Here is a 23,478-nt window from a genome sequence, read left to right as displayed (position 1 = left end):
CGGAGCCCGGCGTGCCCGGGCGCTCCGGCCGGACGGCCGGTCCCGGGACCGGCCCCGGGACTGGGACCGGGACTGGGACCGGGACCAGCACAGGGGCCCCGGACGCCGACCCGCCGTCCGCCGACCCGCCACCCGCCGGGCCGCAGCCCTCGGGGCCGCCGCGCCACCGGCCGGATCCGCGTGGCGAAGCCGCCCACGGCCCGACGACCCTTGGGGTTTACCGGAGGAGGGACGGGACCCGGGGGGCCGAGACCTGGCGGGAGGCCCGGTCCAGGGCGCTGGCCAGCAGGGCCAGGTCGGTCGGGCCGTTGCCCAGCTCGCGGACCGGGCGGCGGGCCGGGGGATCGCCCATGCGGTCCCACTCCAGGGCCACCACCGTCGGCCGCAGCGTCGCCGTGCGCGGGATGCGGCCCGTGACCCGGCCGCCCTGGAACCCCACGCCCCGCCCGTCCGCCCCGGTCAGCCGGCCCCGCCCGGGCGCCGGTTCTTCGGGACCGGCGGCGGGCGCGTCGAGCACCACCCGCAGCGCCGCGAGGCGCACCGGCTCCGTCCGGGCCGTACGCCCCCCGGGCCCGGTGGCGGCCACCAGATGCACCCCGAGCCGGTCGCCCTCCCGCGCCACGGCCTCCAGCGCCCGCACCACCGACCCGGCGGCGGGCCGCCCGGTGGAGCCGAGCGAGGGGGCGACGAGGTCGTCGAGGTCGTCCACGACCACGACCAGCCGGGGCAGCGGCGGCACCGGCTCCGTCCGGGCCCGCGCCGCCCCCGGCCGCAGCCGTATCGTGGAACTGGGCGGCGATTCCAGGTCCCCGGTGTCCGAGACGCCGGGCACGACACCGCCGGCGGTGCGCTGGGCGACCATCCGGCCCGACACCGCGCGCCCGGTGTGCCAGGTGGTGAAGTCCGACCGGCCGAGCAACTCGGCCCGCCGCTTCAGCTCCGCGCTCAGCGACTGCGCGAACTCCCGCATCAGCACGGGGTCGTTGGCGGCCAGATGGGTCGTCACGTGCGGCACGTCCGTGCACACCCGCAGTCCCTCGCCCGGGGCGCCGCCGGTGCCCGCGCCGTCCCGCCCGTCGATCAGCACGATCCCGAGCCGGTCCGGGCGCTCGGCCGAGGCCAGCGAGGCGACGACGGCCCGCAGCAGCTCCGTACGGCCGCTGCCGGGCGGGCCCTCGACCAGCAGATGCGGGCCCTCCGCCGCGAGGTCCACCGCGACCGGGCCGCGCGGCCCGGCGCCCAGCACGGCCTGCGCCCGGCCGCCCAGGGTCTGCGGATCGTCGGCCGCCGCGGCCCAGCGGGCCATCAGGGACGCGGGCGTGGCACGGGCCAGCCCCAGCTCGTCCAGCAGCCGGGCCGTCCGGGGCAGCGGCGCCGACACGCGCCGCCCGCCGCCCGCGCCGTCGGTGCGCAGCGGCGCCAGCGCCCGCGCGAACCGCTCGGCCCACGCCGGGGACACGGCGTCCACGGTGCCGAGGACGCCCTCCCCGGCCGGGCCCGGCGGCACGCCGGGGACCCCGGCGTCCACGATCCGCAGCAGCCGCACGGCCGTCGCCACGTCCCCGCTGAGCAGCGCCACCGCCCCGCACTCCCGGAGGAGCGGGGAGACGGCGCAGGCCGCCTCGTACGCCTCCGCCACCGGCGCGGCCGGGGCGGCGGGAGCCGTCTCGGCCAGGCACAGGACATGGATCCCGGCCCGCGGCCCCTCCACCGCCAGCCGCGCCACCGCCTCGCGCAGATCGGCACCGCCCGGGTCCCCGTCGACCACGACCACGGTGTACGGCCCCTGACGGCCGCCCGCCGCGCCGGGCGCCCCCGGGTACGGCTCCCGGCCGGAACCGGGACCGGACCCGGCCGCCTCCGCCCCGGCACCCGGTATCGCGCCGGGGGCCGGCGCCAGGGCGGGGGGCGGCGCCATGACCTGGCCCGGACCGTGGACCGGGACCGGACCGTGGACCGGGACCGGTGCCGGACGGGCCGGGACCTCCGCACGGGGGCCGTCATCCGGACGGTCCTCCAGGCGGCGCAGGAGCTCCCCGATCCGGGCGGCGGCCTGGTCCCGGTCGTGGGCGAGCAGCAGCCGGCAGTCCTGGCCGTGCCCGGGGCGCACCTGCGGCAGCCAGCCCAGCCAGGACCACTCGGCCACCCGCGCCTCCAGGGGCCGGGCGCGGTCCGCGCCGATCAGCACGATCTCCAGGACGTCGGGGGAGTGCAGCGCCGCGAGCTGGGCCAGCACCGAGCGGGCCAGCCCGGACAGCCGCGCCCGCGGCCCCGCCAGCCCCAGCGCCCCGGCCCCGCTCAGCCCGACGGTCACCGGCACGGCGGGCAGCGGCGCGGCCCGGCCCGGCACGGCCCGGTCGGCCGTGCCCAGCCGCACGGCCAGCGCCTCCGGGTGGGCGGCGCCGCGCTCCCAGAGCCGGGGGCCCGGCCCCAGGGCCGTCAGCAGCAGCGCGGCCGGGTCCGGCCAGGTCTCCGGGGCGCCCGCGACCCGCGACGGGACCGGCTCCCCGGGCCCGGGGACGGGGGCCTCGCCGTCCGGGACGTACGCCTCGGGCCCCTCCGCCTCCCGCGCCCCGGCACCGCGCCCGCCGGCCAGCCGCCGCGCCCACGCGCCGAGGCCGCCGCGCCGCCGCCCGCCCTGCGGCGCCCCCGCGCCGGGCTCCGAGGGGTCCCCGGGCTCCGGGACCGCGCCGGGACGGGTGTCGTGGGGGCCGTACGGCCCGGTGAGGGGGGTGCCCGGGGCGGGGGCGGGACCACGGCTCTCGATGCCCGGGGCGCCGCCCTGCCCGGGGACCGTCGGCGGCTGCCCGTACGCCGGGGCGCCGTACCCGCCGCCCGGGGCCGCCGCGCCCGGAAGCGCCGCCCCCTGGTGGACCGAGGTCCCGTACGCGTGACGGGTCGGCCCGCCGGGGGCCCCGGGGTATCCGGGCGCGCCCGCCGGGCCGTACGGTCCCGCCGCGCCGTCCGCCGCTGCGGGGCCCGCCCCGTCCCCGGACGGGCCCGGTGTGCCCGGGACCGGCAGCCGTACGTGCCCCTCGCCGTCCGGCGTGGCCCGCGGTCCACGGGGCTCCGCCTGCCCGGCGGGCACCAGCCGCAGCACCGACTCGCCGATCCGCAGCAGCGCCCCCGGCGGGAAGCGCACCGGGCGGGCGGTCACGGGCACCCCGTCCAGGGTGGTGCCGTTGGTGGAGCCGAGGTCCGCGACGGTGACACCGCCCCCGGCGTCGACGGTGACCGCGCAGTGCGTCCGGGAGACGTCGGGATCGTCCAGCGCCACGTCGGCGTCGGCGGCGCGGCCGAGCCGGACGCACCCCCCGTGCAGCAGGTGGACGCCGCCCGCGTCGGGCCCGGCGACCACGTGCAGCCGGGCCGGGAGGTCGCCGGGGTGCGGCTCCGGCTCGCCGGGGGCGCCCAGGGACAGCACGGCGCCGTCGGTCAGCGGGGGCTCGCCCAGGGTGCAGCGCTGGGTGTCCAGCCGCTGGGCCCCGGCGTAGAGGACCACCGGCCCGGTCCCGCCGTCGCCCGGCAGCGCCGCGGCCAGCGCGGAGGCGACCGCGGCCAGGGCCGTGCCCGCCGGTGCCGTGACCAGCACGTCGCGGCTCGGGGCTCCGCCCCCCGGGGCGGCGGGCGGGCCCTGCGGGTCTACGACGGTCAGCCGGATCTGCATCGCCGTCAGCGGTCCCTTCGCGCGGGCGCCCGCGATCCGGGGGACGAAGCCGTCCGACCGCGGTCCCCCACCACGGACTTCCCCCACCGTCACACGAGCACGTCGGCCAGTAACTGAGAGCATCCTCGCACCTGCCGCCGACACCGCGCCCGCCGACCGCCGTTGAATGATCTTGATTGGTCGGCTCTGCCCGCAAAAGTGCCCGTCCGGTGCCGCGCCGGTGACCGAAAGGCGTCCCCCGGACCGCGGGGCCCCGGACTCCCGGACCTCCGGACCGTCGGACTCCGGGGCCCCGGACTCCCGGACTCCCGGACCTCCGGCTCCTCCGGACCTCCGGCTCCTCCGGACCTCCGGCTCCTCCGGACCCCGCCCCCGGTGCCGGCTCGCCCGCGCGGCCGGGACCGCCCCTCGCGGGCCGCCCGGCGCGCCCGCCCCGGCAACCAACCCGTCCGCCGACGCGTCTTCCCCCCGACGGCGCGCGCCGGACGCTCCGCGGGGGCGCGCGCCCACCGCGCACCGGGCACGCCGGGGCGCGCGCCGGGGAACCGCGCGCGGTCCGCGCGGCGCGTCCGCGGGACGGGAGCGCGGCGGCGGGGAGCATGGGAGGCGCGGCCGCGCGGACCACCCGGTGCCGCACCCCTCGGCACTACAGTGTGTCGGAACAGCCAGCAAGCAACAGGGAGCGCATGACGTGCGGCCGGTCGGCAGCAAGTACCTCCTGGAGGAGCCCCTGGGCCGCGGTGCCACGGGGACCGTCTGGCGTGCCCGCCAGCGGGAGACCGCGGGCGCCGAGGCGGCCGTGCCCGGGCAGCCCGGGGAAACCGTCGCGATCAAGGTCCTCAAGGAGGAGCTGGCCGGCGACCCGGACATCGTGATGCGCTTCCTGCGGGAGCGCTCCGTCCTGCTCCGGCTGACCCACCCCAACATCGTCCGGGTCCGCGACCTGGTCGTCGAGGGCGAGCTGCTGGCCCTGGTCATGGACCTCGTCGACGGTCCCGACCTGCACCGCTACCTGCGCGAGAACGGCCCGTTCAGCCCCGTCGCCGCCGCGCTGCTCACCGCGCAGGTCGCTGACGCGCTGGCCGCCAGCCACACCGACGGCGTCGTCCACCGCGACCTCAAGCCGGCCAACGTGCTGCTGCGGCAGGACGACGGCGGGATGCACCCGATGCTCACCGACTTCGGCATCGCCCGCCTCGCGGACTCGCCCGGCCTCACCCGGACCCACGAGTTCGTCGGCACCCCCGCCTACATCGCGCCGGAGTCCGCCGAGGGCCGCCCGCAGACCTCCGCGGTCGACGTCTACGGCGCGGGCATCCTGCTGTACGAGCTGGTCAGCGGGCGTCCGCCGTTCTCCGGGGCGTCCGCCCTGGAGGTGCTCCACCAGCACCTCAGCGCCGAGCCCCGGCGCCCCTCCACGGTGCCCGACCCGCTCTGGACGGTCATCGAGCGCTGCCTGCGCAAGGAGCCCGACGAGCGGCCCAGCGCCGAGAACCTGGCCCGGGGCCTGCGGGTCGTCGCCGACGGCATCGGCGTGCACGCGAACAGCGCCCAGATCGCCGCCGCCGAGAACGTCGGCGCGCTGCTCGCCCCCGACCCGGCGCCCGCCGCCGCCGACCCCACCCAGGTCCTCCCGAACCACCCGGGCGCGCACGACCCCAACGCCGCCACCAGCGTCCTGCCGCACACCGGCGGGCCCGGGGGTGCCGCCGATCCCACCGCCGTCATGCCCCCGGTGCCGCCGGGGCAGCCCGGCGGCGGGCCCGAGGACCCGCACCCCTGGCAGAACCAGCTCCGTGCCGCCCGGGACCGCAACGACCAGACGCAGGTCCAGTACCTCGACCCCCGGCAGGACCCGCTGCGCCGCCGCCCGCAGCGCCAGGCCGCCCGCCCCCAGCAGCCGCCCCACCAGGCGCCGCCCGGCCCGCAGCCGTACCAGCCGGGTCCGGACGGGTACGGCTACCCGCAGCAGCACCAGTACCAGCCCCAGCAGTACCAGCAGCAGCGGTACGCGGCCCCGCAGCCGCAGCAGCCCCAGCAGCCGCCGCCCCAGCGCTACGCGCCGCCGCCCGCCCCGGCGGCCCCCGAGCCCCGCGCCCCCCGGCAGCCGCGTCAGCGCGGCGCCAACCCCATGCGGATTCCCGGCCTGGGCTGCCTCAAGGGGTGCCTGGTCACGATCCTCGTGCTGGTCGTCGCCGGCTGGCTGATCTGGGAACTGAGCCCCCTCCAGGACTGGATCGGCACCGGCCGGGGCTACTGGTCCCAGCTCGGCGCCTGGTTCGACACCGCCGGCGGCTGGGTCAGGGACCTGGGCGGAACCGGAAACTGAACCGTCCCGGGCCCCGCTCACCGTGCCCGCGCCCGGCCGCCGTGCCCGCGCCCGGCCGGACGCTCCCGTCGGCCCCCTGCCCGCGTACCGTCCGGTGGGCCACCGGCCCCGCCGTGCCCACCCGGCAGGCCCGGACCGGCCCCGTGTCCCGCCCGGTCTCCGGGGCCGTCCGTCCGGACACCCGGCCGCCGGGACACCGGTCAGGGGATTTGTCGACAACCGGCGGGTGATTTCCGCCTCCCCCGTGAAGGCGGGCTCCGCGGACGCGTAGGTTTGGCCGCAACACGCGTCGGTAGGAGCAGCCTTGGCACGGAAGATCGGCAGCCGGTACACCGCCCACCAGATCCTCGGGCGGGGCAGCGCCGGCACGGTGTGGCTGGGAGAGGGCCCCGAGGGCCCCGTGGCGATCAAGCTGCTGAGGGAGGACCTGGCCTCCGACCAGGAGCTGGTCTCCCGCTTCGTGGGCGAGCGCACCGCCCTGCTCGGCCTGGAGCACCCGCGCATCGTCTCGGTGCGCGACCTCGTCGTGGACGGCAACGACCTCGCGCTGGTCATGGACCTCGTCCGCGGCACCGACCTGCGCACCCGCCTCGACCGGGAGCGCCGCCTCGCCCCCGAGGCCGCCGTGGCCATCGTCGCGGACGTGGCCGACGCCCTGGCCGCCGCGCACGCCGCAGGGGTCGTGCACCGCGACGTCAAGCCCGAGAACGTCCTGCTGGACATGCAGGGGCCGCTCGGCCCCGGTGCCTCGCACCCCGCCCTGCTCACCGACTTCGGCGTGGCCAAGCTGATCGACGCCCCGCGCCGCACCCGCGCCACGAAGATCATCGGCACCCCCGACTACCTCGCCCCCGAGATCGTCGAGGGGCTGCCCCCGCGCGCCTCCGTCGACATCTACGCCCTCGCCACCGTCCTGTACGAGCTGCTCGCGGGCTTCACCCCGTTCGGCGGCGGCCACCCCGGCGCCGTACTGCGCCGCCACGTGACCGAGACGGTCGTCCCGCTGCCCGGCATCCCGGACGAGCTCTGGCAGCTCCTCGTGCAGTGCCTCGCCAAGGGGCCGGCCTCCCGGCTGCGCGCCTCCGAGCTGGGGGCCCGGCTGCGCGAGCTGCTGCCGATGCTGACCGGGATGGGCCCCCTCGACGTGGACGAGCCCGGCGACGACGCCGAGGACGGCCCCGAGGAGCCCGCCGCGGCGGCCCCGGCGCCCCCCGGCGACCCGGTCCGCCGCGGGACGGTCCCGCTGGTGCCGGGGGCCCGGCCCGCCGACGCCAACCGCGACACCCACACCTCGATGCGCGTCCCCGCCCCCGACGAGCTGGCCGGCGGCGCCCGCGGCACCGCCCGCGCGCCCCGCGCCGCCGGCGCCCCGCGCCCCGGCTCGGCCCGCAACCGGGTCGTCGCGCGCCGCCGGCGGGCGGTCCTGGGCGCGGGCGCGGTCGTGCTGGCGGCGGCGGTCGGCGCCGGTGCCTGGCTGGCCGGCGGGGGCGACGGGGACGACCCCGGCCCCCAGGACACCGGGAACTCGGCCCCGGCGGCGCCCTGAGGGGCCCGGCGGCCGCGACCGCGCACGCCCTGCGTGGGCCGGGCGGCGGAGCCGTTACGCTGGACACGTGGCAGTCGTCGATGTATCCGAAGAGCTGAAGTCCCTCTCCTCGACCATGGAGTCGATCGAGGCCGTCCTGGACCTCGACCGGATGAGGGCAGACATCGCCGTGCTCGAGGAGCAGGCGGCAGCACCCTCCCTGTGGGACAACCCGGACGAGGCGCAGAAGATCACCAGCAGGCTCTCGCACCTCCAGGCCGAGGTGCGCAAGGCCGAGGCCCTGCGCGGCCGGATCGACGATCTCGGGGTGCTCTTCGAGATGGCCGAGGAGGAGGACGACCCGGACACCCGGGCCGAGGCCGAGTCCGAGCTGACGGCCGTGCGCAAGGCGCTGGACGAGATGGAGGTCCGCACCCTGCTCTCCGGCGAGTACGACGCGCGCGAGGCGCTCGTCAACATCCGCGCCGAGGCGGGCGGCGTGGACGCCGCCGACTTCGCCGAGAAGCTCCAGCGGATGTACCTGCGCTGGGCCGAGCAGCACGGCTACAAGACGGAGGTCTACGAGACGTCGTACGCGGAGGAGGCCGGCATCAAGTCGACCACCTTCGCCGTGCAGTCGCCCTACGCCTACGGCACCCTCTCCGTGGAGCAGGGCACCCACCGGCTCGTGCGCATCTCGCCCTTCGACAACCAGGGCCGCCGCCAGACCTCCTTCGCGGGCGTGGAGATCCTCCCCGTCGTCGAGCAGTCCGACCACGTGGACATCGACGAGTCCGAGCTGCGCATCGACGTCTACCGCTCCTCCGGCCCCGGCGGCCAGGGCGTGAACACCACGGACTCCGCGGTCCGCATCACCCACCTCCCCACCGGCATCGTGGTCGCCTGCCAGAACGAGCGCTCGCAGATCCAGAACCGGGCCACGGCGATGAACGTCCTCCAGGCCAAGCTGCTGGAGCGGCGCCGCCAGGAGGAGCGGGCCAAGCTGGACGCCCTCAAGGGCGACGGCGGCAACTCCTGGGGCAACCAGATGCGTTCGTACGTGCTGCACCCCTACCAGATGGTCAAGGACCTGCGCACCGAGCACGAGGTGGGCAACCCCGAGGCCGTGTTCAACGGCGAGATCGACGGCTTCCTGGAGGCCGGGGTTCGCTGGCGCAAGCAGCAGGAGAAGTAGCGGAGGACCGGCACCGGCCGGCCCCGCCGCTTTGTCGACAAGGCAACTGCCGCCCCGAGTGCGGCAGTTGCCTTTTTTCCACTCGTCAACCAGGCATATACCCCCTCCCGGGGCATCACGTACGCAACGACCTTGACGCCGCTTTGAACATTGGGAAAGGTGAGCCGCGGCGTGCGTAATTTTCCGGGGCGCATGTGAACCGGGGGCTGAGCGGGCACCGTTGCCACCCCTGTCGATCACGGCCCCGTACGCGCCGCACCGACCATTCGCTACTGGGGGTAGCAGCTACATGACGAAGAAGACGCGCATCCGCATCGCGCGGGTGGCGGCGGGCGCCGTGATCGCCGCCGGTGCCTCGCTGACGGCCGCGGGCGCCGCTTCGGCGCTGGACATCAACATCGGCATCCAGTCCGAGGACGAGCCGTCCGGCCCGCCCACCACCATCCCGACCACGGAGGAGCCGACCACCGAGCCGCCCACGACGGAGATCCCCACCACGGAGCCCCCCGTCACGGAGCAGCCCACCACGGAGCCCCCCGTCACCGAGGAACCCACCGAGGTGCCCACGACGCCGCCCGTCACGGAGCAGCCGACCGGGCAGCCCTCGGGGACGCCCACCCAGGGCCCGACGGGCACCCCCGTCCCCACCCCGACCAGTGCCACCACGAGCCCCGGCGGCCCCGGCCCCGGCCCCGGTGAGACCGACGGCACCTCGCCCGACGGCGGCAACAGCGAGGTCGTCCAGGAGGAGGGCTCCTCCGGGCTCATCGACACCGGCGACCAGGGCCCCGGCACCGGCTCCGGCCCCGCCGCGCAGGGCAGCGGCGACGAACTCGCCGACACCGGCGCCGCCGAGAACACCTTCCTGCTGGTCGGCGCCGCCACGATGATCGCCGGCGGCATCGGCTTCCGGATGCTGCCGCGGATGATGAACGGCCGCCGCGGGGTGGCCGCCTGAGAGTGGCCGCACCACCACGCACGGTGAAGGGCCCGGAGCGCGTGGCGCGCTCCGGGCCCTTCCGTGTCCTGGGCGGCCGCTCCGGGCGGTCCCGTCAGACCGTCCGGTGGGCCAGCAGCGCCACCGCGGCGATCAGCACCGCCAGCAGGGCGACCAGCGCCATCGGGTTCACCCCGGCGAAGAAACTCTCCTGCTGCAACCGCTGCCGGTGGGCCCGGCACACCGGGCACCGGCCCTCACTGACGGGCGCCGCGCAGTTCGCGCACACCAGCCGGTCGTACGTCACGCGCCTCGCCTCCTCGCCGCCGCTCTCACTCTCTCCAACGCCCACACCCCGGTGAACGTTCCCGTTTCCCCTCCACTGTGCCAGGTCCCGGGGGCCGCCGCGCGCCGCCCGGAGGGCCCCGTCGGGGTCCGCCGCGGGGACAAAACGCGCAACTGGCGCGCAACGGCCGCCGGTGCCTGCGACGGGCTCCGCGGTTCGCGTAAGGTCACGCACATCTACCCCCGGCGACCCGTGGTGCATCCGTGATCCGATTCGACAACGTCTCCAAGGTCTACCCCAAGCAGAGCCACCCAGCCCTCAGGGACGTCTCCCTGGAGGTCGAGAAGGGCGAGTTCGTCTTCCTCGTGGGGTCATCCGGCTCCGGAAAGTCCACCTTCCTGCGGCTGATCCTGCGCGAGGAGCGCTGCAGCCACGGCCAGGTGCACGTGCTCGGCAAGGACCTCGCCCGCCTGTCCAACTGGAAGGTGCCCCAGATGCGCCGCCAGTTGGGGACCGTCTTCCAGGACTTCCGCCTGCTGCCGAACAAGACGGTCGGCGAGAACGTCGCCTTCGCCCAGGAGGTGATCGGCAAGTCCCGCGGCGAGATCCGCAAGTCCGTCCCCCAGGTCCTCGACCTGGTCGGGCTCGGCGGCAAGGAGGACCGCCGCCCCGGCGAGCTGTCCGGCGGTGAGCAGCAGCGCGTCGCCATCGCCCGCGCCTTCGTCAACCGGCCGAAGCTGCTGATCGCGGACGAGCCCACCGGCAACCTCGACCCGCAGACCTCCGTCGGCATCATGAAGCTGCTCGACCGGATCAACCGGACGGGCACCACCGTGGTGATGGCCACCCACGACCAGAACATCGTGGACCAGATGCGCAAGCGCGTCATCGAGCTGGAGAAGGGCCGCCTCGTCCGCGACCAGGCGCGCGGCGTCTACGGCTACCAGCACTGACGGAGAACGGAAAGGCTTAACCAGACGCCATGCGCGCCCAGTTCGTGCTCTCGGAGATCGGTGTCGGTCTCCGTCGCAATCTGACGATGACCTTCGCGGTCATCGTCTCCGTGGCCCTGTCCCTGGCCCTGTTCGGCGGCTCGCTGCTGATGAGCGACCAGGTCAACAGCATGAAGGACTACTGGTACGACAAGGTCAACGTCACCGTCTACCTCTGCAACAAGAGCGACGCCAAGTCGGACCCCAACTGCGCCGAGGGCGCGGTGACCGACGACCAGAAGCAGCAGATCCTCACCGACCTCAAGAAGCTGTCGGTCGTGGACACGGTGACGTACGAGTCCCAGGACGAGGCCTACAAGCACTACAAGGAGCAGTTCGGCGACTCGCCGCTGGCCAGCTCCCTGTCACCGGACCAGATGCAGGAGTCGTACCGGATCAAGCTGACCGACCCGGAGAAGTACGAGGTCATCGCGACCGCCTTCGACGGCCGGGCCGGCGTGCAGTCGGTGGCCGACCAGCGGGACACCCTGGACAGCCTCTTCGAGCTGCTGAACGGCATGAACTGGGCCGCCCGCGCGGTGATGGCGCTGATGCTGGTCGTCGCCCTGATGCTGATCGTCAACACCGTGCGCGTCTCGGCGTTCAGCCGACGGCGTGAGACCGGCATCATGCGGCTGGTCGGCGCCTCCGGCTTCTACATCCAGGCGCCGTTCATCATGGAGGCGGCGGTCGCCGGGCTCATCGGCGGCGGTGTGGCCTGCGGATTCCTGATGACCGCGCGGTACTTCATCATCGACCACGGCCTCGCCCTGTCGCAGAAGCTCGCGTTGATCAACTTCATCGGCTGGGACGCGCTGCTGACCAAGCTGCCGCTGATACTGGCGGTCAGCCTGCTGATGCCCGCGGCAGCCGCGTTCATCGCGTTGCGCAAGTACCTGAAGGTGTGACACACGCCCCGAGGGTCGTGCGGCCGAGGGGCCGTACGACCCTCTCGGCTTGTCCTAGACTCACCGCCATGTCAGGTCGTGACCCGTTCTGTCAGCCCCGCCGCGCACGCCACGGGGCCGTCCTGACGCTGGTGTTCGCGGGCGTGCTGGTCGCCGGGGCCGCCTCCGGGGCCTTCCCCCACGGCGACCGGAGGGCCGCCCGGGACACCGCCCGCTCCGCCGCCCCCGCCGGGCACCACGAGGACGTGGCGCGGGCCGCCGCCGAGGCCATGGCCGACGGCAAGTCCCCCCTGGAGGCCGCCGAGCGCGCCGTCAGCCGCAGCGGCGACCGCTGGGGCGCCGTCTACTCCCGGGGCGAGTACGAGGAGCTGGAGGACGCCCTCGACGGCCGCTACACCGGCGTGGGCCTGTCCGCGCGCCGCGAGCGGGACGGCCGGATCGCCATCTCCCGGGTCCGCTCCGGATCGCCCGCCGACGCCGCCGGCATCCGCGCCGGCGACCGGCTGCGCAGCGTCGACGGCGAGCCCGCGGACGGCCGCCCGGTCACCGAGGTCGTGGCCGCCCTGCGCGGCGACGCCGCCGGGGCGGGCGCCGGGTCCCCCGTGCGGCTGGGCCTCGAACGCGGGGCGCGCTCCTGGACCGAGACCCTGCGCCGGGCCCGGCTCTCCACCGAGCCGGTCACCGTGGGCGCGCTCGCCGACGGGGTCACCGTGATCGAGGTCTCCTCCTTCAGCAAGGGCGTCGGCGACCAGCTCCGCACCGCCCTGGCGGGGGTCCCGGCCGGCGCCGGGGTCGTGCTCGACCTGCGCGGCAACTCCGGGGGCCTGGTCGCCGAGGCGGTCACCGCCGCCTCCGTCTTCCTCGACGGCGGCCTCGTCGCCACCTACGACGTCGAAGGGGAGCAGCGGGCCCTGCACGCCCGGCCCGGCGGCGACCTGACCCGGCCCCTGGTCGCCCTGGTCGACGGCGGCACCATGAGCGCCGCCGAGCTGCTCACCGGCGCCCTCCAGGACCGGGGGCGGGCGGTCGTCGTGGGCTCCCGCACCTTCGGCAAGGGCTCCGTCCAGATGCCCAGCAGACTGCCCGGCGGCTCCGTCGCGGAGCTGACCGTCGGGCACTACCGCACCCCCTCCGGCCGCTCCGTCGACGGCACCGGGATCACCCCCGACCTGGAGACCGACCCCGCCGGCCCGGCCGCCCTGGAGCGGGCGCGCGCCATCCTCAGCGGGCCGGGCGGCTGAGGACCGCTCCGTGCTCCGCGCCCGCCGGGGACGCGGCACCTCCCGGGGCGGCCCCACCCGTGCAAACGCCTTTCCCCCGGGCGCCCGCCTAGTGCCAAGATGGGCGGCACTATGGCTAAGGAAAAAGGGCGCAAGCTGATCGCCCAGAACAAGAAGGCGCGGCACGACTACCAGATCCTCGACACCTACGAGGCCGGGCTGGTCCTCACCGGCACCGAGGTGAAGTCGCTTCGCCAGGGGCGGGCCTCGCTGGTCGACGGCTTCGTCCAGATGGACGGGCACGAGGCGTGGCTCTACAACGTGCACGTCCCCGAGTACAGCCAGGGCACCTGGACGAACCACAGCGCCCGCCGCAAGCGCAAGCTGCTGCTGCACCGCACCGAGATCGACAAACTGGAGTCGAAGTCCCAGGAGGCCGGGCACACCATCGTGCCCCTCGCCCTGTACTTCAAGGACGGCCGGGCCAAGGTCGAGATCGCGCTGGCGCGCGGCAAGAAGGAGTACGACAAGCGGCAGACCCTCCGCGAGAAGCAGGACCGGCGCGAGGCCGAGCGGACGATCTCCGCGATCCGCCGCAAGCAGCGGGCCTGACCGGCCCGCCCCCGCCGCGCCGCCGCGGGCGGTGGGCCGCGGGGAATACGCTGGCATCGATGTGCGTTGGTCACGTACGATGGCACTCGCACCTCGAAGCGGGTGCGCATCCCTCCTCGGAGGGCCTCTTCGGAGGGTTTTGAAAAAACAACATGGGGATGATCGGTTTCGACAGCGGCTGTCGAAGCAGGGGAAGCGTGTCGAGGAAGCGGCCATGATCTCGTAAACCACAGGCCGAAAACAATAATCGCCAACACCAAGCGCGATTCCTCCCAGCAGGCCTTCGCCCTCGCTGCCTGATCTCAGGTAGCGAAGCGAGCCTCCTATACAGGGAGTGTCAGCCCGGGGATGTTCCCGACCCGGATCCTGGCATCAGCTAGGGGACTAAACCTTGATCCCGGTCACGGGGTGAAGAGGGAAACCAAACAGTGACTGGGCCCGTCGGAGACTTGTTCGCGTGATCTCCGGGGCCGAGAAAATCGCAGCGAACTGCACACGGAGAAGCCCTGGTTCCACATCGTTGGACGCGGGTTCGATTCCCGCCATCTCCACAATTCCCATGTGGGCGAAGGCCCCGCCGCTCCAGCGCGGCGGGGCCTTCGTCATGCCCGGCCCCGGCGCGGGACCCCCTTCGTCCGGCCCTGCGCGGCGGCCTCCTTCGCCCGGCACCTCGCGGCCCCGGGCGCGGCGGTCGGTACGGATGCCGGACGGAGCGCCCGCCGCGCCCTTCACCCACCTCCGCCGCGCCCCGCTCACACTTCACCGCGCCCCGCCCGGGTCCGCCCCGTGCGCCCGGGTCGGCCTCCGTGGGGTGGCCCCCGCGCGCCCGGGTGCGCCCTCGCGTCCGAGTCCGCCGCCGTGCGCTCGAATCGGCCGCCGTGGGCCGCGCCACCGTGCCACGGCCCGTCGGCGGTGGCCCGCACCGGGCGGCGGTGCCCCGATCGGGTGAGACCCCGAGCGGCCGCCGTGGAGTGGACCCGCCGTCTGCGCGGCCCCGCGACCCACGCGCGGCCGCATCACCGTTCCGGCCGTCCCGTAGGCGACGCCACCGGGTGGCGGTCCGGCCGCGCGGGGGGACCGCCGCCCGGAGTGCCGGCACCACCCGGAGACCCTCGTACGGTGCCCGCGCTCCTCCACGCACGCGACGCGAGGACCGGCCCCCGCCCCGCACGCCCACCCACCCGGACATTCCGCCCGCCCCCGGACACACCGCCGACGCGCCGGGCCGCCGGACGCCCGTCGCGGGGCGGAAACGCGCCCGGCCCCGGGTGAACGGGCCCGCAACTCACCTGTTCGGGGGACGGGGAATCACGGGGGCATCACCCGTTCCGATGGCCGTGGGGGAGGGGAAGTGCCGGGGGGCCCACGAGGGAGGGCGCGGTGTCCGGTCCTCGCCGTGGTGGACTTTCCGGCCATGCCGGAAACCGTGGTGTGCCCACTTGTCCGAACCGGCGCCGTTGTCGCCAGTATCACTTGTCCGGCGGGGCGGTCTGGCGCGGCCCGCCCCGGATACGCTCCGACGTGCGGCTTCCCAGGTCACGACCGAAAACCGGTGGCTCACCCCGTCTTCGGGGGGATCACTTTCGGACACCGATCACCTGATCACCTCCGTGCACAGGTGATCCACGGCGATCGGACGTCCCCGGCGTGCGCTACATTCATGGCCCGAGCGCGGTGTGGTACAGGGGGGCGCGAGAACCTGGTGGGGGCCGGTTCGACCGACGGATGCTCGGAGTCGTACGTGCGTCCCGAACCGTCCCCTGGGGGGTGCGCGTAAGCGTGGAGAAATGGCAAGAAGACGACCAACCGGGGTGGCGCGACGCCGTACCGCCTGCCGGTGATCTCCCGATGGCGCCCCCCGACGACGACACCACCCGGGCCCTTCCGACCACCCATCCCTCGTCCGGCCCCGCGCACCCCTTCCCGGGTGCCGCGCACCCCTCACCGGGAGACACGGACGGCGGAGCCGACTGGTTCGCCGCCGGCCGCCCGGCCGTCCGGCGCGCACCGGGCCCGACCGGCGCGGACGTCCCCGGCCCCGGCATGACCGGTGGCCGGACGGAGCGCGGCCGGCCGGACGGCGACCGCCTGGACGCCGCCCCCGTGGTCCGCCCGCGGTTCGGCCGGGCCCCGGCCGGTGCCCCCGGCGCGCCGGAGGCACCCGGCGTCCCCGGCCCGTCCGGAATACGCGCCCCGGGGACCCCCGACGGGATACCCGGGGGCCCCGGGACCTCCCACGGCCCCGGCCTGTCCGCCGGCCTGTCCGGGATACCCGGCCCCGCGGGTCCCGCCGCCCCCGGGACGAGCGGCCCCGCCGCCCGCCCCGGCCGCTTCGCCCCGGGCACCGGCCGCCGCAGGGCCGCGGGCCCCGGCCGCCCCGCCCTCCGCACCGACCGCACGGCCCCCTTCCCCCCGCAGGGCGGCACCGTCCCGTTCCCCCGCACGGACCCCGAGGCCGTCCCGCCCCAGGCGGAGCCCACCGCCCTCCTGCCCCGGACCGGTCCCGACGACCGCTTCCCGAGGACCCCGGGACCGGGCGCGCCCACCACCGCCCTCCCCGCCGGCCACGACCCCGCCACCGGCGGCCCGGCCGGACCCTGGGAGGAGACCCCCGACCCGTTCGGCGACCCGGAGCCCCTCGACGGCATCCCCGGCGCCCGCGACGGCGACACCGGGCAGACCCACGACCCGCACGAGGTGACGGTCCAGCTCGACGCGGTCCAGCTCCGCGACGGCACGCTCCGCAAGGCCGGCCCCGCGCCCGTCGCCGCAGTCCGCTCCGAGGCGTCCGACGGCCCCGTCTTCGTCGACGAGTCCGGCCGCCGGGGGCGCCACTTCCGCCGGCTCGGCATCGTCGTCGGCATCGCCTGCGCGGTCTACGCCGTCGTCATCGTCTCCACCCTGATGTCCGGCAACTCCGACGCGCCCTGGCTGCCCGTGCCCGGTCAGGAGCAGGACCGTCCCGCCGGGCAACTCGACACCACCCCGGGGCCCTCCGTCTCCGCGGAGCCCTCCGCCGACGGCAGCTCCGCCCCCCGGGCGACCCCCTCGGACACCCCCGGGACCTCCGCCGCCCCCACCGGCGGGAGCCCGGCGCCCGGCACCACCGACGCCGTCCGGCCGCCCGGCACCGGCGCCACCACCGGGCCCGGCCCGACCGCCACCGGGGGCACCGGCGGCACCACCAGCCCCGGCGGCGGCACCGCCCCGACGGCGCCGGACCCGACGGCCACGGCGACCCGGGCCCCCACCGTCCCGGACACCCCGACGTCACCGGCGGACGGCGGCGACCCCACGTCCACCGCTCCGACCGCCCCGGCCGGCACCGGCGAGCCGGCGGACCCCACCCCCGACGGCGGCTCCTCCCCCCTCGCCGCGGCGGCGCCCGCGGGCCACCTCACCTCCTCGTCCCTGTCCCCGGAGAACATCCTCTGATGGCCACCCAGTCCCGCCGTCACGGAGCCCCGAGAAAGGCCCGTGACGGCTCCCGGCGGCGCCTGCCCCTGCGGCTGCTGCTCCCGCTGCTGGTCCTCGTCGCCCTGGCCGCGATGCTCATGCTGCGCGGCTACGTGCACAGCGAGATCATGGCCGACCACCGGATCCGCAAGCCCGCGCCGACCACCGAGGTGCCGGAGCGGATCCTGGAGGGCGGCCCGGTCATCGACACCCGGGGCGGCCGGGCCGAGACCCTGCGCGTGCCCGACCAGCACATCGTCCTCACCTTCGACGACGGCCCCGACCCGACCTGGACGCCCAAGGTGCTGGACGTGCTGAAGAAGCACGACGCGCACGCGGTCTTCTTCGTCACCGGCACCATGACCTCCCGCTACCCGGACCTCGTCCGGCGCATGGTCGACGAGGGCCACGAGGTGGGCCTGCACACCTTCAACCACCCGGACCTCTCCTTCCAGTCCGATCGGCGCGTCGACTGGGAGCTGTCCCAGAACCAGATGGCGATCTCCGGCGCGGCCGGCATCCGCACCTCCCTGTTCCGCCCGCCGTACTCCTCCTTCGCCGACGCCATGGACAACGAGTCCTGGCCCGTCACCGAGTACATCGGCTCCCGCGGCTACATCACCGTCGTCAACGACACGGACAGCGAGGACTGGCAGAAGCCCGGCGTCGACGAGATCATCCGGCGCGCCACCCCGGAGCAGGGCAAGGGCGCCATCGTCCTCATGCACGACTCCGGCGGCGACCGCCACCAGACGGTGGCCGCCCTCGACCGTTTCCTGCCCGACATGAAGGAGAAGGGCTACGCGTTCGACAACCTCACCGAGGCCCTGGACGCCCCCAGCGCGATGAGCCCGGTCACCGGGTCCGCCCTGTGGAAGGCCAAGGCGTGGATCTTCCTGGTCCAGGCGTCGGAGATGCTCACCGACGGCCTGGCGGTGGGCCTCGCGGTGATCGGCACCCTGGTCATCAGCCGCTTCGTGCTGATGCTCCTGCTCTCCGGCGCGCACGCCCGCCGGGTCCGCCGACGGCGCTTCCGCTGGGGCCCCGCGGTCACCGAACCGGTGACGGTGCTGGTCCCGGCGTACAACGAGGCCAAGTGCATCGAGAACACGGTGCGTTCGCTGATGGCCAGCGACCATCCGATCGAGGTCGTCGTCATCGACGACGGCTCCAGCGACGGCACCGCCCGCATCGTGGAGGCGATGGGCCTGCCCAACGTCCGGGTGGTCCGGCAGCTCAACGCGGGCAAGCCGGCCGCCCTCAACCGGGGCCTGGCCAACGCCCGGCACGACATCATCGTGATGATGGACGGCGACACGGTCTTCGAGCCGTCCACCGTCCGCGAGCTCGTCCAGCCCTTCGGCGACGCCCGGGTCGGCGCGGTCGCGGGCAACGCCAAGGTCGGCAACAAGGACAGCCTCATCGGCGCCTGGCAGCACATCGAGTACGTGATGGGCTTCAACCTGGACCGCCGCATGTACGACATCCTGGGCTGCATGCCGACCATCCCCGGCGCGGTCGGCGCCTTCCGCCGCTCCGCCCTGGAACCCATCGGCGGCATGAGCGACGACACCCTCGCCGAGGACACCGACGTCACCATGGCGCTGCACCGCGCCGGGTGGCGCGTCGTCTACGCCGAGAACGCCCGCGCCTGGACCGAGGCGCCGGAGAGCGTGCAGCAGCTCTGGTCCCAGCGCTACCGCTGGTCCTACGGCACCATGCAGGCCATCTGGAAGCACCGCCGGGCCGTCATCGAGAAGGGGCCCTCCGGCCGCTTCGGCCGCGTCGGCCTTCCCTTCGTCTCCCTCTTCATGGTCCTGGCGCCCCTGCTGGCCCCCCTGATCGACGTCTTCCTGCTCTACGGCATCGTGTTCGGCCCGACCCAGAAGACGATCGTGGCCTGGCTGGGCGTCCTCGCCATCCAGGCGGTCTGCGCGGCCTACGCCTTCCGCCTCGACCGCGAACGCATGACCCATCTGATCTCGCTGCCCCTCCAGCAGATCCTCTACCGCCAGCTCATGTACGTCGTGCTGCTCCAGTCCTGGATCACCGCGCTCACCGGGGGCCGTCTGCGCTGGCAGAAGCTGCGCCGCACCGGTGTCGTGGAGGCCCCGGTGACGGGCGCGGTGCCGCGCCAGCGAACGCGCGGCGGCAATGATCGGAGGCCCGTGGCATGACCCCCGGACATCCGGCCGGACCGGGGACGCCCCCGGAGCCGGCCGACCCCCGCGGCGGCCCGCACGGGGCCGCCCCCCAGGGCGTCCCCCCGCAGGGCGGCCCCTACGGGGGGACGCACCCGGACGATCCCTACGGGAACCGGTACCCCGGGGCCCCGTACGGGCAGCCCCGGCAGGACTCCCCGTACGGGACCCCCGGGCCGTACGACCCCTACGGGCAGCCGGGCCAGGGCGACGCCTACGGGCAGCCGGGCCAGCGCGACGCCTACGGGCAGCCGGGCCAGAGCGGCCCCTACGGGCAGCCGCGCCCGGCGGACCCGTACGGCACCCCCCAGGGGGGCGACCCGTACGGGCCGTGGCACCGGCCGGAGAACCCCGGCCGGCCGGGCGGGCCGGACCCCTACGGGCGACCGGGCGCGCACGACCCGTACGCGTCCGCGCCCGGGGGCGGCCGCCACGGACCGCCGCACCAGGACGGCCCGTACGGGACCACCGGGCCGGGCACGGACCACCGCTTCCCCGGCGCCGACGACGCCCACGGCATCCCGCGGCAGCGCACGGCCGTGTCCGCGCCTGCGGCCCCGCCCGCACCGGCCGGGTCCCCGGAGCCGGAGGCCGCCGCGCCCGCCGCCCCCGCGAAGCCGGGCCGCGACCGCTACCTCGACCTGCTGCGGTCCGTCGCCCTGGTCCGCGTCGTGGTCTACCACCTGTTCGGCTGGGCCTGGCTGTCCGTGCTGTTCCCGTCCATGGGCGTGATGTTCGCGCTGGCGGGCTCCCTGATGGCGCGGTCCCTCAAGCGCCCGGCGCTCGGGGTCGTCCGGGGCCGTGTCCGACGGCTGCTGCCGCCCCTGTGGGCGTTCAGCGCGGTGGTCGTGACCATGATGTTCGCCAACGGCTGGGACGTCGTCGACGATCCCGACCACGGCGGCACCCTGGGCGTCGTCGGACTGCTCAACTACGTCTTCCCGCTCGGCGCCCCGCCCTTCCCCTGGAGCGTCGGCTCCCAGTCCGGGCTGCTGGAGCAGACCTGGGCGGTGCAGGCCGCAGGGCCGCTCTGGTACCTGCGCGCCTACCTGTGGTTCGTCTTCGCCTCCCCGCTGCTGCTGTGGCTGTTCCGCCGGGCGCCCTGGCCGACCCTGCTGGCCCCGCTGGGGCTCACCGCGGTCATCGGCACCGGCCTGGTGACGATCCCCGGCGAGACCGGCAACGCCGTCACCGACTTCGCGGTCTACGGGAGCTGCTGGGTGCTCGGCTTCGCCCACAACGACGGCCTGCTGAAGCGGATCCCGCGGTACGCCGCCGTCTCCGGGGCGTCCCTCGTGATGGCCTTCGGCCTGTGGTGGGCCTCGGGCCACCTGGGCCCGGACGGCTGGGACCTCAACGACATCCCGCTCGCCCAGGCCGCCTGGTCGTTCGGCTTCGTGGTGATCCTGCTCCAGTACTCCCCGTCCTGGCGGGAGCTGCCGGGGCGCCTGGCGAGGTGGGACAAGCTGGTGACGCTCTCCAACAACCGCGCGGTCACCATCTACCTCTGGCACAACCTGCTGATCCTGGCCACCGTCCCCCTCATCGACCTCGCCTACGACCTGCCGTTCATGCAGAGCGAGCGCGCGACCGCCGCCCTCGACGCGGCCTATCCGCTGTGGATGTTCGCCCTGGTCTGGCCGCTCATCGGCCTGATGATCGTCGCCGTCGGCTGGGTGGAGGACGTCGCGGCCGGACGGCGCCCCCGGCTGTGGCCGAACGGCGCCGGGCGCGCGGAGGCCCGCCGGACCGCGTCCGACGCGGGCCACCGGGGCTGACGGCCCGGCCGCCGGGCGGTGTCCCGGCGGCCGGACCGGCCCTGTCACCCTCCGCACGGGCGTGCGACACTGCCCCCGGCCGCCGGTGGAACAGGGGAGACGGGCGCGATGAGCAAGAAGCAGACGAGCAGGATGCTGGCGCGGATGGCGAGCGGGGAGCCGGTCGAACTGGCCAGTCCCATGGCGTCCGTGAAGAAGCTGGCCCGACTGGCCTTCACCGCCCAGCAGTTCGGCTACGAGTACGCCGACGTGCGGCAGGGCGGCGGCGCCAACAACAGCTCGCTCCGCATGCTGCTCGTCCCCGACCCCAGTCCCCAAGCGCGGGCCAGGGCCGCGCAGAACTGGGCGCAGTACCCGCACGCGGGGGACGGCGTCTCCGTGCCGCCGCCGGTGCCGGACGCCCTCGAACTGCTCAAGGCCCGCATCAACTTCGACCTCACCGGCAGGAACGGCGACAGGCGGATCGGTTACGGGGCGCTCGGCGTCACCGTCGGCTGCGTCGTCCTCGCCTTCCGGGCCGGGGGCCGCTCGGGGCACTTCGTCATGGCCGCGGCCATCTGGCTGTTCGTGATGGTCCTGCTGGCCATCGGCTTCGTCGTCAACCGCAAGCGCAACGCCAGGTTCGCGGCGCTGCTCGGGGCCGCCGGGTTCGTGCCGGTCCCCGACGCCACCGGGCGCACGCGCTACCTCCCGCCGGGGGCGCTGCCGCCGGGCCACGGCCTGCCGGGTGTCGGCCCCGGCTCCCCGTACGGCCATCCCGCCCCGGGCCCCTACGGGCAGCAGCCGTACCCGCAGCCGTACCCGCCGCAGCAGCCGGCCCCCGGCCCGTACGCCCCGCAGCAGCCGTACCCGCCCCAGCCGGCCCCGTACGGGCAGCAGCCGCAAGCCCCCTACGGGCAGGGGGCCCGGCCCCCGTACCCCCAGCAGGACCCCTACGGGACGCGGCCGCCCGCGCAGCAGCCCCCGCACTGGGGCCCGCAGCCCCCTCCGCGCTGACCGGCCGCACCACCGGGGCGCCCTCCCCGTCCCGGCGCCCGGCACGGGCCGTCGGCGCGGCCCGCCGGGGCGTACCCCGAGCCGCGCCACCGGATGGCGCGTCCACGGAGTGACCCCTGAACGCTCCGTCCGGACGGGGTTGTCACACTGGGGCGCACGGGGGAACCGGGCACGGCGCGAGCGGCCGCGGGTTCCGCCGGTGCGAGCGACGGCGGCCGATCGGAGTGCGTGGGACATGGACGACGGGGAACAGCGGACCGGGCAGGGCCCCCTGACCGGATTCACCGTGGGCGTCACGGCCGCCCGCCGGGCCGAGGAACTGATCACCCTGCTCCAGCGGCGCGGCGCCGAGGTGCTCCACGCCCCGGCGCTGCGGATCGTTCCGCTCGCCGACGACAGCGAACTCCTCGCGGCGACCCGGGACCTGGTCGCGCGGGCGCCGGACGTGGTGGTGGCCACCACCGCCGTCGGCTTCCGCGGCTGGACCGAGGCGGCCGACGGCTGGGGGCTGGGCGGGGCCCTGCTGGAGCGGCTGCGCGTGGCGGAGCTGCTGGCGCGCGGGCCCAAGGTCACCGGCGCGGTCCGCGCCGCCGGGCTGAGCGAGAAGTGGTCACCCGCCTCCGAGTCCATGGCCGAGGTGCTGGACCGGCTCCTGGCCGAGGGCGTCGCGGGCCGCCGGATCGCCGTCCAGCTGCACGGCGAGCCGCTGACGGAGTTCGTGGGGGCGCTGCGGGCGGGCGGCGCGGAGGTCGTGGGCGTCCCCGTCTACCGCTGGCTGCCGCCGGAGGACCTCGGCCCCGTGGACCGGCTGCTGGACGGCGTCCTCGCGGGCCGTGTGGACGCCGTGGTGTTCACCAGCGCGCCCGCCGCGGTGTCGCTGCTGGACCGGGCGGGGCAGCGCGGCCAACTGCCCGCACTGGTCGCCGCGCTCCGCGACGGCGTGGTGGCGGGCTGCGTGGGGCCGGTCACCGCCCAGCCGCTGCGGGCCCACGGGATCGACACGGTGGAGCCGGAGCGGTTCCGGCTGGCGCCGCTGGTCCAGGCACTCTGCCGGGAACTGCCCGTCCGGACCCGCCCCCGCCCCTGATCCGGGCCCCGGCCCGATCCGAGTCCCGGCTCCGATCAGGGCCCCGATCCCGGCCCGGGCCCGGCCTCGGCCGTTCCCGGGCTCGGGCCACCCGGCCACAACGTCGGCTCGGGCCTCGGGGGCGGCCCGGACCCTGACCCGACCCGGGTTCCGACCCCGGTCCGGGTCCTGGGCTAGGGTCACCCGGCGTCAACCCGGGCTCCGGCCTCGGGGCGGCCCGATCCTGACCCGACTCGGGTTCCGACCCCGGTCCGGGTCCTGGACTCGGGTCACCCGGTATCAATCCGGT

The 23,478-nt window shown here is 75.9% G+C and carries 14 protein-coding genes, 1 other RNA gene and 1 pseudogene; 14 read left to right on the top strand and 2 right to left on the bottom strand.

Annotated elements, in window-relative coordinates; translation table 11 throughout:
* Nucleotides 1-217: 217 nt before the first annotated feature.
* The gene (locus ACZ7LB_RS07535; protein ID WP_471465976.1) at nucleotides 218-3,667 is read right to left on the bottom strand and encodes an FHA domain-containing protein; all 3,450 of its coding nucleotides are present in this window, start codon (nucleotides 3,665-3,667) and stop codon (nucleotides 218-220) included.
* Between the two features lie 691 nt (nucleotides 3,668-4,358).
* Between ACZ7LB_RS07535 and ACZ7LB_RS07530 the strand changes: the two genes are divergently transcribed.
* The 4 genes from ACZ7LB_RS07530 (at nucleotide 4,359) to ACZ7LB_RS07515 (ending at nucleotide 9,674) form a co-directional block, all read left to right on the top strand.
* The gene (locus ACZ7LB_RS07530; protein WP_471465975.1) at nucleotides 4,359-5,996 is read left to right on the top strand and encodes a serine/threonine-protein kinase; all 1,638 of its coding nucleotides are present in this window, start codon (nucleotides 4,359-4,361) and stop codon (nucleotides 5,994-5,996) included.
* 304 nt (nucleotides 5,997-6,300) lie between these two features.
* Complete coding sequence (locus ACZ7LB_RS07525; RefSeq protein WP_471465973.1) at nucleotides 6,301-7,542, top strand: serine/threonine-protein kinase; 1,242 nt, start codon at nucleotides 6,301-6,303, stop codon at nucleotides 7,540-7,542.
* A 67-nt stretch (nucleotides 7,543-7,609) separates the two neighbouring features.
* On the top strand, nucleotides 7,610-8,716 hold the full coding sequence (prfB, locus tag ACZ7LB_RS07520; RefSeq protein ID WP_471465971.1) for a peptide chain release factor 2: 1,107 nt from the start codon (nucleotides 7,610-7,612) through the stop codon (nucleotides 8,714-8,716).
* A 289-nt stretch (nucleotides 8,717-9,005) separates the two neighbouring features.
* On the top strand, nucleotides 9,006-9,674 hold the full coding sequence (locus ACZ7LB_RS07515; RefSeq protein WP_471465969.1) for an LPXTG cell wall anchor domain-containing protein: 669 nt from the start codon (nucleotides 9,006-9,008) through the stop codon (nucleotides 9,672-9,674).
* 94 nt (nucleotides 9,675-9,768) lie between these two features.
* Here the strand turns inward: ACZ7LB_RS07515 and ACZ7LB_RS07510 are convergent, their stop codons facing one another.
* The gene (locus tag ACZ7LB_RS07510; protein ID WP_471465967.1) at nucleotides 9,769-9,960 is read right to left on the bottom strand and encodes a hypothetical protein; all 192 of its coding nucleotides are present in this window, start codon (nucleotides 9,958-9,960) and stop codon (nucleotides 9,769-9,771) included.
* Between the two features lie 242 nt (nucleotides 9,961-10,202).
* On the opposite strand from ACZ7LB_RS07510, the gene ftsE reads away from it, so the two are divergent.
* From ftsE to ACZ7LB_RS07460, 10 genes and pseudogenes are all read left to right on the top strand, one after another.
* Nucleotides 10,203-10,892 carry a cell division ATP-binding protein FtsE gene (gene ftsE / locus ACZ7LB_RS07505; RefSeq protein ID WP_003975843.1) on the top strand — a complete coding sequence of 230 codons (690 nt, stop codon included), beginning with the start codon at nucleotides 10,203-10,205 and terminating at the stop codon, nucleotides 10,890-10,892.
* Between the two features lie 29 nt (nucleotides 10,893-10,921).
* Nucleotides 10,922-11,839, top strand: coding sequence for a permease-like cell division protein FtsX (gene ftsX, locus ACZ7LB_RS07500; protein ID WP_265294867.1), 918 nt, complete (start codon nucleotides 10,922-10,924; stop codon nucleotides 11,837-11,839).
* 68 nt (nucleotides 11,840-11,907) lie between these two features.
* Nucleotides 11,908-13,080, top strand: a complete 1,173-nt coding sequence (locus ACZ7LB_RS07495; protein WP_471465965.1) for a S41 family peptidase — start codon at nucleotides 11,908-11,910, stop codon at nucleotides 13,078-13,080.
* Nucleotides 13,081-13,191: 111 nt separating this feature from the next.
* The gene (smpB, locus tag ACZ7LB_RS07490) at nucleotides 13,192-13,671 is read left to right on the top strand and encodes an SsrA-binding protein SmpB (RefSeq protein ID WP_471465963.1); all 480 of its coding nucleotides are present in this window, start codon (nucleotides 13,192-13,194) and stop codon (nucleotides 13,669-13,671) included.
* A gap of 154 nt (nucleotides 13,672-13,825) precedes the next feature.
* Nucleotides 13,826-14,225, top strand: a transfer-messenger RNA (tmRNA) gene (gene ssrA, locus ACZ7LB_RS07485).
* 1,294 nt (nucleotides 14,226-15,519) lie between these two features.
* A complete protein-coding gene (locus tag ACZ7LB_RS07480; RefSeq protein WP_471465961.1) occupies nucleotides 15,520-17,106 on the top strand; it encodes a hypothetical protein in 1,587 nt (528 codons plus the stop codon).
* The gene (locus ACZ7LB_RS07475) at nucleotides 17,106-19,304 is read left to right on the top strand and encodes a polysaccharide deacetylase family protein (protein WP_471465959.1); all 2,199 of its coding nucleotides are present in this window, start codon (nucleotides 17,106-17,108) and stop codon (nucleotides 19,302-19,304) included. Before ACZ7LB_RS07480 ends, ACZ7LB_RS07475 begins: the two co-directional genes overlap by 1 nt.
* Nucleotides 19,305-19,846: 542 nt before the next feature.
* Nucleotides 19,847-21,106 (top strand): acyltransferase family protein, encoded by a 1,260-nt coding sequence (locus tag ACZ7LB_RS07470; protein ID WP_471466070.1) that lies wholly within the window; start codon nucleotides 19,847-19,849, stop codon nucleotides 21,104-21,106.
* Between the two features lie 108 nt (nucleotides 21,107-21,214).
* On the top strand, nucleotides 21,215-22,102 hold the full coding sequence (locus ACZ7LB_RS07465; protein ID WP_471465958.1) for a hypothetical protein: 888 nt from the start codon (nucleotides 21,215-21,217) through the stop codon (nucleotides 22,100-22,102).
* A gap of 235 nt (nucleotides 22,103-22,337) precedes the next feature.
* Nucleotides 22,338-23,186 (top strand): annotated as a pseudogene (locus tag ACZ7LB_RS07460) (uroporphyrinogen-III synthase); the annotation flags it as partial.
* Nucleotides 23,187-23,478 lie beyond the last annotated feature (292 nt).

The sequence above is a fragment of the Streptomyces sp. NPDC107521 genome, from assembly GCF_055598485.1.
Note: the sequence above shows the minus strand (reverse complement) of the source record. Positions and strands in the feature narration are given on the sequence as shown.